The sequence below is a fragment of the Clostridium intestinale genome, assembly GCF_035905475.1.
In the GTDB taxonomy this organism is placed as follows: Bacteria; Bacillota; Clostridia; order Clostridiales; family Clostridiaceae; genus Clostridium_T; species Clostridium_T intestinale.
Genome location: NZ_CP121166.1, coordinates 2,383,280 through 2,397,169 on the forward strand (window position 1 = coordinate 2,383,280; position 13,890 = coordinate 2,397,169).

Below are 13,890 nucleotides of genomic sequence, written 5' to 3' on the forward strand. Positions count from 1 at the left end.
CTGTATGATATCACACAACATCTCTTATCTTATACAAACTTAGCCATCTTTATTATTCTTTCACCGAAGGTAATCTTATCATATATCTTTTTGTAATCTAACTTCTCATAGAATTTTGATACCTGTTCATTCTTAGCTAATAGCGAAACACCATTATAATCTTCCTTCTTAGCGGTTTGTTCAGCATATTTCATAAGAGCTTTACCTATTCCTAAACCTCTTGCTCTAGATGAAGTTGCAATATTAGATACATATAAATCACCTTTTTTACATTCACGAAATCTTATATAATTAACTCTTTTCATCAAAAAATAGAGCTTATCTCTTAATCCTTCAACCCAATTAATAACTCTAAAATCAGTTCTAATTGTTAGTTTATCTAAATCTTCATAGGGTATCATAACTATTGCACCTAAAACTTCATCATTAAAAGCAGCTACAGTTATATTTTCTTTACTATACCTTGAATCTTCTTCTCTGATTAATTCTTCTAAGTTTTCTAATGTTTCCTCAGGAGTTTCTCCCCCTCAAACGTATTTAGGATCTGGCTCAGTATTGTAAATAAGCGTCGCTATTTTACTAATATCCTTATCTTGTGCCTCTCTAATAATAATATCTTTCATAATAAAACCTCACTTTTCAATCATCTTACTTATATTATAGTAAAGAAGGTCCTATTATTAAATTCACTTATATGCTCACATATTAGTACTAAAGCGATGAATTCTACCTCTTCATAAACTTACCAAACCTACAAAAGTACTTTTAATTACTCATATCTTTCCTTCATTGTACTTACTAAGCTTTTCATTAAGCTGTTTTGCTTGTATATTTCCATTGATATTCATCATCACATATACTAGTACCTTTACAATACCTATCACTAAAACATAAAGTATCATGAGCCTTCTATCAATATTACTGTTAGTAGTAAATAAGAATAACCATATTATAACCATACTATATGCAAGAAAAGAGAATACAGAAAAATTAATAAGCTGAGCTTTTTTCTTGAAATCATATTTGTTTATAAGTGCAAACTTGTAAAAGGTATATGCACATGATAACAATATAGCCTGTAAAAGAAATGATATTTCGATCATATCTCTAGAATAAAGACTCGAAAATAAAACAATAGCACCAGTTAACAAACCACAAGTTGTAAAAATATCTTTAGTTATATCTTTAATATATCTACTTAAATTCATAATAAATCCTCCTCATAATCCTAATTTTTTTCTTAATACAGGAACATATTGTCTAGAAATAAGCACCTTTTCTCCATTTTGAAGTGAAGCTTCAAATTTTCCATAGAATATAGGACTTATAGATGCTATTTTCGTAATGTTCAAAATCGTTGATTTTGTAGCTCTAAAAAAATCTCCATTTTTATATTCTGCCTCTATCTCATAAAGCTTTAACCTAGATTCAAAAACCTTGTCCTTACAGTAAATAAAAACCTTATTATCCACTGACTCAAAATAAAACACATCTTTAGGATTGATAACATGCAATTGCGAATCTATAACTCCAATAAGTTTTTTATTAGATGATTTGATGGAATAAATAAGTTGTAATAATGATTCATCTGGCTCATTACATCTTATTATTATCTCTGGTTCACATTCATCTGGAATATTCTCAATAGTAATCTTCATTTCACTCCCCCTTGTCTTTCTCATTACATCTATAGTATATGCCTGTGATTTACTCCACTCAATAGTCTCTATAGTAAGTTGTAATATATGAATGGTAAGTTGCAATATTTAATACTTAACTACAAAAAAGACCCATCAAACAACTTTCTTGTTTGATGGGCCTCTTGATATCTGTTATAAGTTATGCTATTGTTTTTCTTCTTCTCTTTTCTCTAACTAATACAACTGTTCCAAGGACTGCTATAACTGCTCCCAATCCTCCCAAAGTATCTAAATCTATTAATGAACCTGTTTTTGGAAGATTTCCTCCTGATGTTTCTCCACCATTATTTCCTGGAGTTTGTGATTCTTCATTTCCACCTGATATTGGAGGTTGTCCAGCTATTGCATATTCTACTTTAGTAACTGATAATTCTTTACCCTTAGCTTTTAGTTCTTTTAAGCTTTCAACTAGGGCTTCTCTTATTGGAATTCCTGTATCTAATACATTCTTAGCACCAGTAAAGTCATAACCGTCTCCGCCAGTTGCCATAAAGTCATTAGTAACTACAGTATAGTACTTATCCATATCAACCTTAGTTCCGTCCATTAGGTACATTCCTAATATTCTGCTTCCTAAAGGTTTATTTATATCATAATATACCTTTACTCCTGTGAATTGTCCCCATCCTATGGATTCATTTCCTATAGCATTTTCTAAAACTCTTTTTAAATCTGAACCTTTAAGTTCCATTTTTACTAAGGTGTTATCAAATGGCATCAACTCATACATTTTACCCATAGTGATATTACCTTTTTCGATTAATGGTATTCTAAGTCCACCACCATTTGTTATAGCTATTTGAGTATCAGCTTTTGCTTTCATAACATCTGATGTCCATTGTCCTATTAGTGAAACTCCTGGAGCATTTTTATCATGAGTTAGATCCTTATCTGTGCTACCAACAACTTCATCAAGTATAGGTTTTAATTCTTCATTATATTTATCAACAATCCCCTTAACTGTACCATCAACTGCTAAAGTACCTACTCTTGTATAAAGATCGTCTCTAGATGGTGTTACCCCTAAAATCTTGTTGCTTGAATCTAAGTTTATAGTTAATCTCGCAAGTGATCTTCCATTATAATAACCTTCAACTATCGGAATGTTATTAACTGTTCCACTTACTTGTAAATGTGTATGTGCAGCAATTATTCCATCTATTCCAACTGCACCTTTAGCTAAATCTGCTGCTTCCCCAGTAATAACTCCAGTTTTTGAATCTTGAGCTGCTCCAAGATGAGTTAAAGCTATTACTACATCAACTTTACCTTCTGGAACTTCACCGCTTTTTAGCTTAGCAGCCCATTCATTACCAGCTTTAACTGGATCTCTAAACTCTAAATTTTTAACATTTTCAGGTTTTGTTTTGTATGCTGTTTCTGGTGTAGTAAGTCCAATAAGACCAACTTTTACTCCATCTTTTTCTATTACCTTATAAGGTTTTGCCCAAGTTACAGGTTTTCCTGTAGCTTTGTCATATATATTAGATGCTAAGAAATCAAATTCTCCATCTTTTGCCCATTGATTTATATAATCTAGCCCCCAATCAAATTCATGGTTTCCTACTGATGATGCCTCAATTCCTATAGCCTTAAGCATATCTGATACTGGCTTACCATATTTAAGATTTGACATAGCACTTCCTTGGTAAATATCCCCTCCAGCAACAACTATTGTGTTAGGATTTGATTTTCTTACATCATTTATAGCTTGAGCTAATTTAGCTGCTCCAATGTTTTTCCCCTCTTCTTTAAGTGAACCATGGAAATCATTAAAGGATACCACATCAATATTTTTATATCCTAATCCTTTTAAATCACTAAAGTTTATAGATTTAACATTTGGAGTTCTACCATCTTCTGATGTTGGTAATTTTAATGTACCATCATTTATTAACTTAACTGCTGTAGCTCTTTGTACAGAGTCCCAATTGTTGCCTATTATCTTCCAGTTATTATCAACTTCTGGAGTAATAGTTCCACCTTTTACATCTTTAATGTATTGTCCTATTAAGTCTCTTACTCCAACTCCACCTTGTACATCGCTTTCTATAAGCTTTGGAAGATCTTCTCCTTGTTTATATACTTCTCCAGCTTTTAGAAGATGTGAGTTAGCTCTATAATTATTTACTGCAATAATAAAACTTTCATCATCTTTAACTGCTTTTCCTGTATCTGCCCAGGTTAGATTTTTAATTCTACTTCCTTCTGGCTGAGATATATCAACATCATATTTAACTCCGCTAAACATATCATAGTTATATGCTCTTACATTTGGATTAAAGGATATTGTTAAATCTCCTTGTTTAAATTGATTATAGTATTTCGCTGACCATTCCATATAAGCTTTAAGTTGTTTTCCATTCATTTGAAGTTTATATAAAGTATTATCATATGGATAGATTAATGCTGATCCTGATTTTTGAATATTTCCTTCTTTGATGTTTGCATTAGCATTAAACATTGCAGAAGAAGCTACTTTTGCACCAGTGTAATTCATTTGAACATTATTTATAAGGTCAATCATAGCTGTATCTTGAACTTGAGCGCTAGGAATTCCACTTACCTCATTTGATGGTACTAAGTCTCCACCTTTAAGTGTTCCTATAACTGTTTCTGCATCTGCTTTCGCTCTTTCATGGTACGGCATAAACTTAGAAGATAAATCTGTATCTGCTTCATAGTTTATAGCTTTTGTAGTTTGATCTTGAACCCATACAAGTTTAGATGTAACATCTTTTGTTTTATCTTCAACTACATATTTATTATCTTTTTTAACAAGTTTTATATTCATTTGAGCTAAAGTTGCTGCTCCATTTTTGTTTTCGGTAGTTAAAATATTATTATGGAATGTTTGATTCATTGCTTTGTGTTCGTGTGCTGCAACTATTGCAGTTAAATCAGGGCAAGCATTTGCTAAATCTATAGCTCCTGACCCTTGTTCATCATATTCATTACTTTCTGACATATGAACTACCGCAATTATTACATCAGCTTTTTCTTTAAGTTCTGGTATTAATTTTTTTGCTTCATCAACAGGATTTGTTACTACGTAATCTTTTAAATTAGCAGCATCCCATCTTACAATATTAGGAGTAACCATTCCTAATATTGCAACTTTAACTGTATCACCATCTAATCCCGGTCTTTCAACAATTTTGTAAGGTTCTGCAACTCTTGTTACGCCATCTTTTTCGTATACATTTGCACATAAAGCTGTTGTCTTTGAATTTAATTCAGAAGTAATCTTTTTAAGAGTAGGAACTCCATAATTAAATTCGTGATTACCATAACTCCAAGTATCATATCCCATTTCATTCATGCCAAGAATCATTGGATGAATTGGATCGTTTAAGAATAATTGAGATGAGTTACCTTGTATAGTATCTCCAGCATCAACTAAAATGGAATTAGGATTATTGCTTCTAAGCCCTTTAAGTATAGTCTGAAGTTGCGCCATACTACCTGTCTTATCCTCTTTGTTAGTTGCATAATCCCATGTGAAAAACTTCCCATGTAGATCACTTGTAGCTAATAATTCTACATTTATGGAATCGCTACCAGTTTCCGCAAATGCCTTAAGTGTCGGTGTTGCTAAGTTAAAACCAATAAACAAAGCAACCAGTGAAGAAATAAGCTTTTTTGATTTAAAAAATTTAAACAAAATGTTTCCCCCTTCTTTTTTAGACTCTCAAGTATAGTCTAATTCAGTTCAAAGGAAAATGTTGTTAATATTATGTTAATTTTTAACACATTTGTAATCTTAATGTTAAATAAATTTTCTATATTTTATGTAAAGTTAAAAGATGCTGCAAACTAATTAAATATAAGTTTACAACATCTTTCCCTAAAGTTTGTTTAATTATTTTCTTTTTAATATTTCTTTTGCAATTTCATCTTTTACATCAGTCATGAATTTAATTCCAGTCTCTTTTTCCGTTTCTCTATTAGCTGAGAATATATCATCTCTTGAAATATCACTTACATTAAACTTTCTTACACCTGCCATAAGCTGTTGTAAGCCTGCTGAAAGTTTATCTGCTAAAGTCCATACAGCTATAGCCCCAAGTGGAATGTTTCTCATTTCCTCTTCCCCTATTTTTTTCTTTACATCGTAGTAACCTGCAAATATTTTTTCAGGAGTACCTCCAAATTCATCTAAAATATGTTTAGGCATTGAATTCCAATTACCATTTATCTCATCCTTTCTATCTGGATATAGAACCCCCTCTATATTTGCTCCTAGGAAGGCTGGTATCATTAATCCTCTTCCCATACAAACTAACTTAGTAAATGGACCACCTAATGCTAATGCTTTAAATATTTGATCTTCTTTAGCAAGTCCACCTGCAAATGCCATATCTACTACATCATAACCTAAGTCCTCTAATATTTTTCCATATTCATAAGCTTTAGCATGGAGATTTATTGATGGTACACCCCATGACTCCATCATGTTCCATGGACTCATTCCTGTACCTCCTCCTGAACCATCAATTGTAAGTAAGTCAAGTTTAGCCTCTGTTGCAAACTTTATAGCCATAGCTAAAGCTTCCATTCCATAAGAGCCTGTCTTTAAATTAATTCTCTTATAACCTAAACTTCTTAATCCTTCTATTGACTTCATAAACTCTTCTCTTACTTCATCAACACTATTTAAGTCTGTATATCCTAGTCTACTGTGTCTTGCAAAAGCTTTTATAGCACCAGCTTTAAAGGCTTCTTGAACTTCTTTTATACTTGGGTCAGGATCTACTATATATCCTCTATCTTTTAAGAACAACGCATATTCTAGGGAATTAACCTGTATTTCTCCACCTATATTTTTTGCACCTTGTCCCCATTTTAATTCTATAATTACATTATCTCCATATTTATTTATTACGTATTCCGCTACACCATTTCTAGTATCTTCAACATTCATTTGAATGATTATAGCACCATATCCATCATAATATTTTAAATATTCTTTAATTCTTCTATCTAATTCTGGAGCCTTAACTATCTTTCCACCTTCTATAACTGCATCTTTATCTATTCCTACTACATTTTCTCCAACTACTATAGGAAAACCAACTAAAGCTGCTCCAACAGCAAAAGATCTCCAATATTTTTGTGCAATAAATGTTGACCCTAATGCCCCTGTCATAATAGGAATTCTTGATTTTGTTTTATGTGTTTTTCCAAACTCAGTTTCTAAACTAACGTTAGGGAATATGCAATCATCTGCATTATTAGTCAGATTTACTGCAAGTCCACTTGCTCCGTAGTTATATCCTTGAATTCTAATATTACTATAACTGACACCAATATGATTTATATTAGAGCTTCCTGCTGTAACTTTTCCAAAATCTCTTGGATACAGTATTTTTCTTCCCTTCATACTTGACATCCAATTTTCACATTTTCCATTACAATCTGCTCTACATAGAGTGCATAGCCCCGATTCTGCTGGATTTCCTCTGTTAACGGTTCCTAAAACGTCGTTGTTTTTTTGATACTGTAACATTAAGTTTCCTCCTTCAAAATATACACTAAGTATTTAATTTATATATTAATGCCATTATTTATGGCCATTAAACAAAACTTAAAAACCAAATCCTAATCAGTTAATACATTTAAAATTATCAACAATTAATTGATATATTTGTATTATATCATTAATTTTCTTAATATTCTTTAATAAAATGAACATTTTTCTTTATGATTTGTTATTTTTCGTTTTATAAATCATCTATCTTTATAGTGCAGTACTGATTTAGAAGATAAGTTAAGATATATGCTAACTTCCGAAGTTAAACTTCCCTAACACTATTTTATCTATTTTACTAATCATAATTTTGGTGATAGTATTTCCATATAAGTGGAAACCTATTTTTATAGGTTTTTTATTATATTTTAAGGAGAGATGTATTAATGAAGGCTGGTAATGTGCTATTACGGCAGGAAGTTTTTTCATCAGATGCCTTTGAACTTATAAAATGGTTAGAGGATTCAGATGTAACTCAATATCTAAATGAAGATCAGAATGTAGGTAATAGCATTAGACAAGTCATGAGCAGGGTGAACCTGCCTGTTTTAACTCATTTATTTAGTCAAAATGGAAGTTTCTTTATTTTAACTATAGGTGATGATTCTCCAATTGGATTTCTTAAACTTATTCCTAAAGGAAAGGTTGTAGAAATGGTTATCGTTATAGGAGAAAAAGAAAAGTGGGGTATGGGTCTTGGTACAAATGCAATCTTCCAAGGATTAAAACACTCATTTTTTCACTGGAGGGCAGATAAAGTTATTGCAAAAATCAAATATAAAAATCATCGTTCCATGAATGTTTTTAAGAATATAGGATTTAAAAAAGAGAAAGATTTTAAGGTTGAAGCCCAATATTCAATATCAATAGATGAGTTTTTAAATATTGCTGCTTAAATATAAAAAGATGTATCATATAAAAACATTTGTGTTTTATGATACATCTTTTTAACGTTTGTTATTTTTTATCATCTATTTCTTGAATGACAAATTTATCAAAATCAATATCTTCTATGAAATTATGTTCATTAAATATTGTTTTGCTTCTTTGATTATATTGATCTAAATTTATAGGTAACCAGTAAGGTTTTGAGATATCAAATTTATCACATAACTGAATTAAGCATTGCTTTAAATTTTCTTGATAAGTCCCATCTATATCTGAAACAACAACATCATCTTTGATTATCTTGCCATTTTTCATAATTCTTCCCCAGATTTTCAACATATTCTATAGTTATCCTCCAATTATGTTTATATTTTTATTGAATTATAACTTAATACTATATTATTATCAATACTATAAGGCTTACATAAAGATATTTTAATAAGCTAATATTAATCTTATACATGTTTTTTAGGAGTAAAGAAATGAACTATATAATAATAGACTTAGAATTTAATCAAGCTCTTAACACTTCTGGAAATGAAATCAATTATAAATTTCCTTTTGAAATCATTCAAATAGGTTTGATTAAATTAGATGCCAACTTTAATACTATATCTACCATGAATTCACTTATCAAACCTGAGATATACCAAACATTAAATCCATATGTGGAAAAGTTAACAGGCCTATCAATGAATGACTTATCATCTTCAAAATCCTTTAAAGAGGTTTTTAATGATTTAACTAAACTTTTTGATGGTGAAAGCGTACTATGTGTTTGGGGAGTATCTGATATAAAAGAACTTTATAGAAATGCGCTTTATCATGATTTAGATGTATCTCTGCTTCCAAAACTATATATAAACGTTCAAAGACATGCCTCTAATAAACTTACCTTAAAAAAAGGAATGAATATAGGCTTAAGTTCTGCAACTGAAATATTTGATATTCCTACTAGCAATAATTTTCATGATGCGTTTTATGATGCTTTATATACAGCAGAAATCTTTAAAAAAATCAACTCATCTAATTCTGGTGAAGGCTCTTCTTCAAACTTAAATAAACTTATTTCACGTTATTCTTATAATAACTCTAGAAATACTGAGCCTAAAACTAAACTCGATAAAGATAGCTTATTTAATCAATTTGAAAAGATGTTTTCAAGAGAACTTACTAATGAAGAAAAGTCCATGATAGAATTAGCCTATAAAATGGGGAAAACAAATCAGTTTCAAATATCAACTTCTAAACAGAAAAACTGAGATTAACTTCAATAATCTCAGTTTTAAATATTATATACTTAATTATTTTTAACGAATCTTTCAATTCTTTTTAAGGATTCTATTATATTATCCATAGATGATGCATAGCAGGCTCTTATGAAACCTTCTCCACAATCCCCAAATGCATTTCCTGGAACTACTAATACCTTTTCTTGAATAAGAAGTTTTTCACAGAATTCATCTGATGACATTCCAGTGGATTTTATGCTTGGAAATACATAAAAAGCTCCTAAAGGTTCAAAACAATCTAATCCAATCTTTCTAAATCCATCTACCAAAACTCTTCTACGTCTGTTGTATTCCTTAACCATATTACTAACACTACTATCAGAATTTTTTAATGCCTCAATAGCTGCATATTGAGCAACTGTTGGTGAACACATTATTGCATATTGATGTATCTTCTTCATAGCTTCTATTAAAATAGGATGACCACAAACATATCCAAGTCTCCAGCCTGTCATCGCATATGCCTTTGAAAAACCATTTATAACAAGAGTTTTATCTCTCATTTCTGGAAAAGATGCTATTGAAACATGTTCCTCTCCATAAGAAAGTTCTGCGTATATTTCATCAGATATTACTATTACATCTTTATTTTTTAAAACTTCAACTATTCCTGCAAGTTCTTCTCTTGTCATTATTGCACCTGTAGGGTTATTCGGAAACGGAACTATAACCACCTTTGTTTTTGGAGTTATAGCTTCCTCTAACATCTGAGGAGTTAATTTAAACTCATCTTCTGCTCTTAAATTTAAAACCTTAGGTGTTGCTCCAGTAAAGGCAGTACATCCCTTATAAGCAACAAAACTTGGTTCTGGAATTATAACTTCATCCCCTGGTCCAACTAAAGCTCTTAATGCTATATCAATTCCTTCGCTTCCACCTACAGTAACTATTATCTCATCATCCGGATTGTATTTTAAATTAAATCTTCTATTTAAATAACCTGAAATTTCATGTCTAAGTTCAACAAATCCTGCATTAGAAGAATAATGTGTATGTCCTTGCTCTAAGGAATAAATACCAGCTTCTCTAACATTCCAAGGAGTTACAAAGTCAGGCTCCCCTACTCCAAGTGAAATAACATCCTTCATCTCATTTATCATATCAAAGTATTTTCTTATGCCTGATGGAGGCATATTTTTAACATTATCCAATATCATATTTTCTAAAATCATATAAATATAGCCTCCCTATCATCTATTTGCTTTTCTTTAAATATTGTTCCATGATCTTTATATTTTTTAAGAACAAAGTGTGTAGCTGTACTTAACACATATTCTTGAACTGCAAGCTTTTCAGATACAAACATAGCTACGTCCTTCATTGTTTTTCCTTCAACTATTACTGTTAAATCAAAACCTCCAGACATTAAATAACAAGCTTTAACCTCAGAAAACTTATATATTCTTTCTGCAACTTTATCAAAACCTTCCCCTCTTTGAGGAGTTACCTTTACTTCAATTAATGCAGTCACAGTTTCTTTTCCTGTATTTTCCCAATTTACTAAAGTAGTATATCCAGCTATTATACTTCTTTCCTCATAATCTTTTATGGCATCTCTTACTTCATCTACAGTTTTTCCCGCCATAACAGCTATTTGTTCATCTGTATACCTACTATTCTTTTCTAAAATCTCTAAAATTTCATCCATTTTAAAATGCCCCCTATTTATCAAATTTTTTTAAATAAAAAAAGTCCTCATCCCAATAAAGGGACGAAGACTTTACTCCGCGGTACCACCCTAATAAGCAATAAATTGCTCACTCAGTTAGAATACTTTTAATATTCCATCCTCTATAACGCGAGGTCGACGTTGACATCTAGTTTAAGAATAATTCTTAAGTTCTCAATGTAAGATTCAAAGACTGCTTCCATAAAGACCCCTTACTAAAGTTCCACCATTCTTCAGCTCTCTTAAAAGTTTTCTATATGTACTCTTTCTCATCATTATCTTTAACTATATCTATATTTTTATATTATAAACTTAAATATCAAAATATTTCAATAGTTTTGTGTAATAATTAATAATTTTATTACTTTTCAGCTATTAAGCTGATAAAATATCAATTTCTTTTACTTCATTCTTTTTCATACCTTTTATTTCTTTAAATATAAATATTCCAACAACTATTGCAGACATCAAATCAGCTATTGGTTGCGCCATCCAAACACCCTTTAGTTCAAACTTATTAGGCAAAATAATTATAAGTGGTATTAATAGTATAACTTGTCTTAACAAACTTAATATCATAGATAGCTTTGCCTTAGCTATTGCTTGGAAATAGTTAGTACACACTATGGCAAATCCTATAATAGGTAACATTATTAGAAGAATTCTTAATCCTTGTGATCCCATTTGAATTAAGTTTTCGTCAGTATTATTAAAGACCTTTATTATTGGAACAGAGAATAGTTCAACAACAATAAATCCTAAAACAGTAATACATGTTGCTGCTATTACTGAATATTTAAGAGTCTCTTTAACTCTATTATAATTTTTCGCTCCATAATTATAGCCAATTATAGGTTGAGCTCCTTGATTTATACCGAATATAGGCATAAGTATAAGCATACTTACACTATTTATAAGTGCCATAGCCCCTATTGCAGTATCTCCACCATAGCTTTCTAAACTTTTGTTAAAAGTAATTGTAACCAAACTTGCTGCAAGCTGCATGGCAAATGGTGACATCCCGACCGCTAATATTTGCTTTACTATATTAAAATCAATCTTTAAATTTACCTTCTTTAATTTTAATAAGCTCTTACCTCTAGTAAAATACATTATTGTCCAAGTTGATGATACTATTTGAGCAAGTACTGTAGATAAAGCTGATCCTCTAACTCCTAAATGTAGACCAAATATAAGTATAGGATTAGCTATAAAATTAACTATGGCTCCTATTAACATAGTCATCATAGAAACTCTCGGATTTCCTTCTGCACGTATAATGTTATTTAACCCCATGCTAATTACTTGAAATATAACTCCAAATAATATAATTGTTGCAAAATCTTTAGCATATGGTAAGGTTTCAGAACTTGCCCCAAAAATCTCTAAAATAGGATTTAAAAATATAAGTCCAGTTATAGTTATAAACAATGAAAATATAATTAATAATACAAATGTATTCCCTAAAACTTTCTCTGCGACCTCACCTTTATGTTGTCCAAGTTTTATAGAAACTACTGCTGCTGCACCTACACCACCAAGCATTGCAAATGCCATTATTATATTCGTTATTGGAAAAGTAACAGCAACACCAGAAAGGGCCATGGAGCCTACTCCTCTTCCTACGAATATTCTATCTACTATGCTATAAAAAATATTAACTAATAGTCCAATTACAGATGGAATAGAAAACTTAAAAAGAAGTTTTATTATACTCTCAGTCTCTAACTCGTTGTTTTTCTTCATATAAAATACCTCCTTTTATTTAAAAAATTAGTCACTTTTAATATTATATTAGTTCTTAGTTGCAAATGCAACTTTTCTTCCATAAGATTTTTCTCCAACAAAAAAATCCCTTTATTTAAGGGATTCTCTAACTCTTTTCTCAATAAACTTTGCAACTGCATCACTATTATTACCTTCTATTACTGCTGTAGCCATAGCTTTTAAAACATCATTTGCATTATTGACTGCATAACTTTCATCTGATACCTTAAACATAGGAATATCATTTAAGTTATCTCCAAAGCATATTACTTTATCTGTTTGTACGTACCTTGATAAAAATTTTATTCCATTAGCTTTGGATGCTTTAGAACTATATGCATCTAAATAGTACCAGCCTTTTCTATATATCTCTTCATAATAATCAACTGTTATTCCTTCTAGTTTTGAAAGCTCAGCATATATATTTTCTATAACTTCAAGTCTATCATAAGCTATAAAATTTATTATTTCAGAATTCTTAGTAGATTCAATATACTCATCTACCTTAAGAAAAGTTTTATATGGACTGTTACATCTTTCTTTGTAAAAATCCTTTTCTACTTCATAAACAAATTCTTTATAATATACAAAAAGCTCATCATCATTAATTCCATAAACTAAAGGACTTTTATTATTTTTCTCAAAAACCTTTAGTATATCTTGAACTAAGAACCTTTCAACTGATTCTATATTTATATATCTTTTCTCATTAATATCATATATTATAACCCCATTCATGAGAACTACGGGTAATTTAATATTTAAATCTTTAAGAATATCTATTACTGTAGCAGGTGTTCTAGCTGTTGCTACTGTAAAATTTATTCCTTCATCAATTAAATTATTTAGTATATTTTTAGAATAAACTGATATCTCTTTATTACTGTTTAGCAATGTACCATCAAGATCTGATATGAATAATTCCACTTAATCAACTCCAATTGTCTTTAGTATTTAATTTATAATATTACTTTTACGTCTTTATAGTTAAGCATTTTATTAAAATCTCATATTTTAGTATTTATTATACCTCTTTATTAAGAT

Annotated in this window: 12 protein-coding genes and 1 other annotated feature; of the genes, 2 read left to right on the forward strand and 10 right to left on the reverse strand. The window is 30.2% G+C overall.

The genetic code is table 11. The annotated features are described in order from the left end of the window. Positions 1 to 29: 29 nt before the first annotated feature. From P8F83_RS12470 to P8F83_RS12490, 5 genes are all read right to left on the reverse strand, one after another. Complete coding sequence (locus P8F83_RS12470) at positions 30 to 482, reverse strand: GNAT family N-acetyltransferase (RefSeq protein ID WP_326514845.1); 453 nt, start codon at positions 480 to 482, stop codon at positions 30 to 32. A 291-nt stretch (positions 483 to 773) separates the two neighbouring features. After that, complete coding sequence (locus P8F83_RS12475) at positions 774 to 1,208, reverse strand: DUF3021 domain-containing protein (RefSeq protein ID WP_326511410.1); 435 nt, start codon at positions 1,206 to 1,208, stop codon at positions 774 to 776. Between the two features lie 12 nt (positions 1,209 to 1,220). Beyond that, the gene (locus P8F83_RS12480; protein WP_326511411.1) at positions 1,221 to 1,658 is read right to left on the reverse strand and encodes a LytTR family DNA-binding domain-containing protein; all 438 of its coding nucleotides are present in this window, start codon (positions 1,656 to 1,658) and stop codon (positions 1,221 to 1,223) included. 181 nt (positions 1,659 to 1,839) lie between these two features. Next, positions 1,840 to 5,364, reverse strand: coding sequence for a 5'-nucleotidase C-terminal domain-containing protein (locus P8F83_RS12485; protein ID WP_326511412.1), 3,525 nt, complete (start codon positions 5,362 to 5,364; stop codon positions 1,840 to 1,842). 198 nt (positions 5,365 to 5,562) lie between these two features. Then, positions 5,563 to 7,209: a glutamate synthase-related protein gene (locus tag P8F83_RS12490; protein WP_326511413.1), complete on the reverse strand. Its 1,647-nt coding sequence runs from the start codon at positions 7,207 to 7,209 to the stop codon at positions 5,563 to 5,565. A gap of 407 nt (positions 7,210 to 7,616) precedes the next feature. On the opposite strand from P8F83_RS12490, the gene P8F83_RS12495 reads away from it, so the two are divergent. Beyond that, positions 7,617 to 8,126 (forward strand): GNAT family N-acetyltransferase, encoded by a 510-nt coding sequence (locus tag P8F83_RS12495; RefSeq protein ID WP_073018490.1) that lies wholly within the window; start codon positions 7,617 to 7,619, stop codon positions 8,124 to 8,126. Positions 8,127 to 8,187: 61 nt separating this feature from the next. Here the strand turns inward: P8F83_RS12495 and P8F83_RS12500 are convergent, their stop codons facing one another. Next, positions 8,188 to 8,433: a hypothetical protein gene (locus tag P8F83_RS12500; protein ID WP_326511414.1), complete on the reverse strand. Its 246-nt coding sequence runs from the start codon at positions 8,431 to 8,433 to the stop codon at positions 8,188 to 8,190. A gap of 167 nt (positions 8,434 to 8,600) precedes the next feature. Here P8F83_RS12500 and P8F83_RS12505 point away from each other — a divergent pair, with 167 nt between their 5' ends. Then, positions 8,601 to 9,380 carry a 3'-5' exonuclease gene (locus tag P8F83_RS12505; protein WP_326511415.1) on the forward strand — a complete coding sequence of 260 codons (780 nt, stop codon included), beginning with the start codon at positions 8,601 to 8,603 and terminating at the stop codon, positions 9,378 to 9,380. Positions 9,381 to 9,418: 38 nt separating this feature from the next. Here the strand turns inward: P8F83_RS12505 and P8F83_RS12510 are convergent, their stop codons facing one another. The 4 genes from P8F83_RS12510 to P8F83_RS12525 form a co-directional block, all read right to left on the reverse strand. Next, positions 9,419 to 10,582, reverse strand: coding sequence for an aminotransferase class I/II-fold pyridoxal phosphate-dependent enzyme (locus tag P8F83_RS12510; RefSeq protein WP_238906485.1), 1,164 nt, complete (start codon positions 10,580 to 10,582; stop codon positions 9,419 to 9,421). Continuing rightward, the gene (locus tag P8F83_RS12515; protein WP_021800814.1) at positions 10,579 to 11,058 is read right to left on the reverse strand and encodes an Lrp/AsnC family transcriptional regulator; all 480 of its coding nucleotides are present in this window, start codon (positions 11,056 to 11,058) and stop codon (positions 10,579 to 10,581) included. The genes P8F83_RS12510 and P8F83_RS12515 overlap by 4 nt, the downstream gene beginning before the upstream one ends. 56 nt (positions 11,059 to 11,114) lie before the next feature. Continuing rightward, positions 11,115 to 11,364 (reverse strand) — a binding site (T-box leader). Between the two features lie 90 nt (positions 11,365 to 11,454). Continuing rightward, positions 11,455 to 12,825 (reverse strand): MATE family efflux transporter, encoded by a 1,371-nt coding sequence (locus P8F83_RS12520; protein WP_326511416.1) that lies wholly within the window; start codon positions 12,823 to 12,825, stop codon positions 11,455 to 11,457. Between the two features lie 111 nt (positions 12,826 to 12,936). Beyond that, positions 12,937 to 13,773: an HAD family hydrolase gene (locus P8F83_RS12525; protein WP_326511417.1), complete on the reverse strand. Its 837-nt coding sequence runs from the start codon at positions 13,771 to 13,773 to the stop codon at positions 12,937 to 12,939. Positions 13,774 to 13,890: the final 117 nt, after the last annotated feature.

Excerpts from the sequence above, each read along its gene's own strand:
- P8F83_RS12480 (WP_326511411.1), bottom strand. The coding sequence starts at position 1,658 with ATGAAGATTACTATTGAGAATATTCCAGATGAATGTGAACCAGAGATA.
- P8F83_RS12475 (WP_326511410.1), bottom strand. The coding sequence starts at position 1,208 with ATGAATTTAAGTAGATATATTAAAGATATAACTAAAGATATTTTTACA.
- P8F83_RS12505 (WP_326511415.1), top strand. The coding sequence starts at position 8,601 with ATGAACTATATAATAATAGACTTAGAATTTAATCAAGCTCTTAACACT.
- P8F83_RS12510 (WP_238906485.1), bottom strand. The coding sequence starts at position 10,582 with ATGATTTTAGAAAATATGATATTGGATAATGTTAAAAATATGCCTCCA.
- P8F83_RS12520 (WP_326511416.1), bottom strand. The coding sequence starts at position 12,825 with ATGAAGAAAAACAACGAGTTAGAGACTGAGAGTATAATAAAACTTCTT.
- P8F83_RS12495 (WP_073018490.1), top strand. The coding sequence starts at position 7,617 with ATGAAGGCTGGTAATGTGCTATTACGGCAGGAAGTTTTTTCATCAGAT.
- P8F83_RS12500 (WP_326511414.1), bottom strand. The coding sequence starts at position 8,433 with ATGAAAAATGGCAAGATAATCAAAGATGATGTTGTTGTTTCAGATATA.
- P8F83_RS12490 (WP_326511413.1), bottom strand. The coding sequence starts at position 7,209 with ATGTTACAGTATCAAAAAAACAACGACGTTTTAGGAACCGTTAACAGA.
- P8F83_RS12515 (WP_021800814.1), bottom strand. The coding sequence starts at position 11,058 with ATGGATGAAATTTTAGAGATTTTAGAAAAGAATAGTAGGTATACAGAT.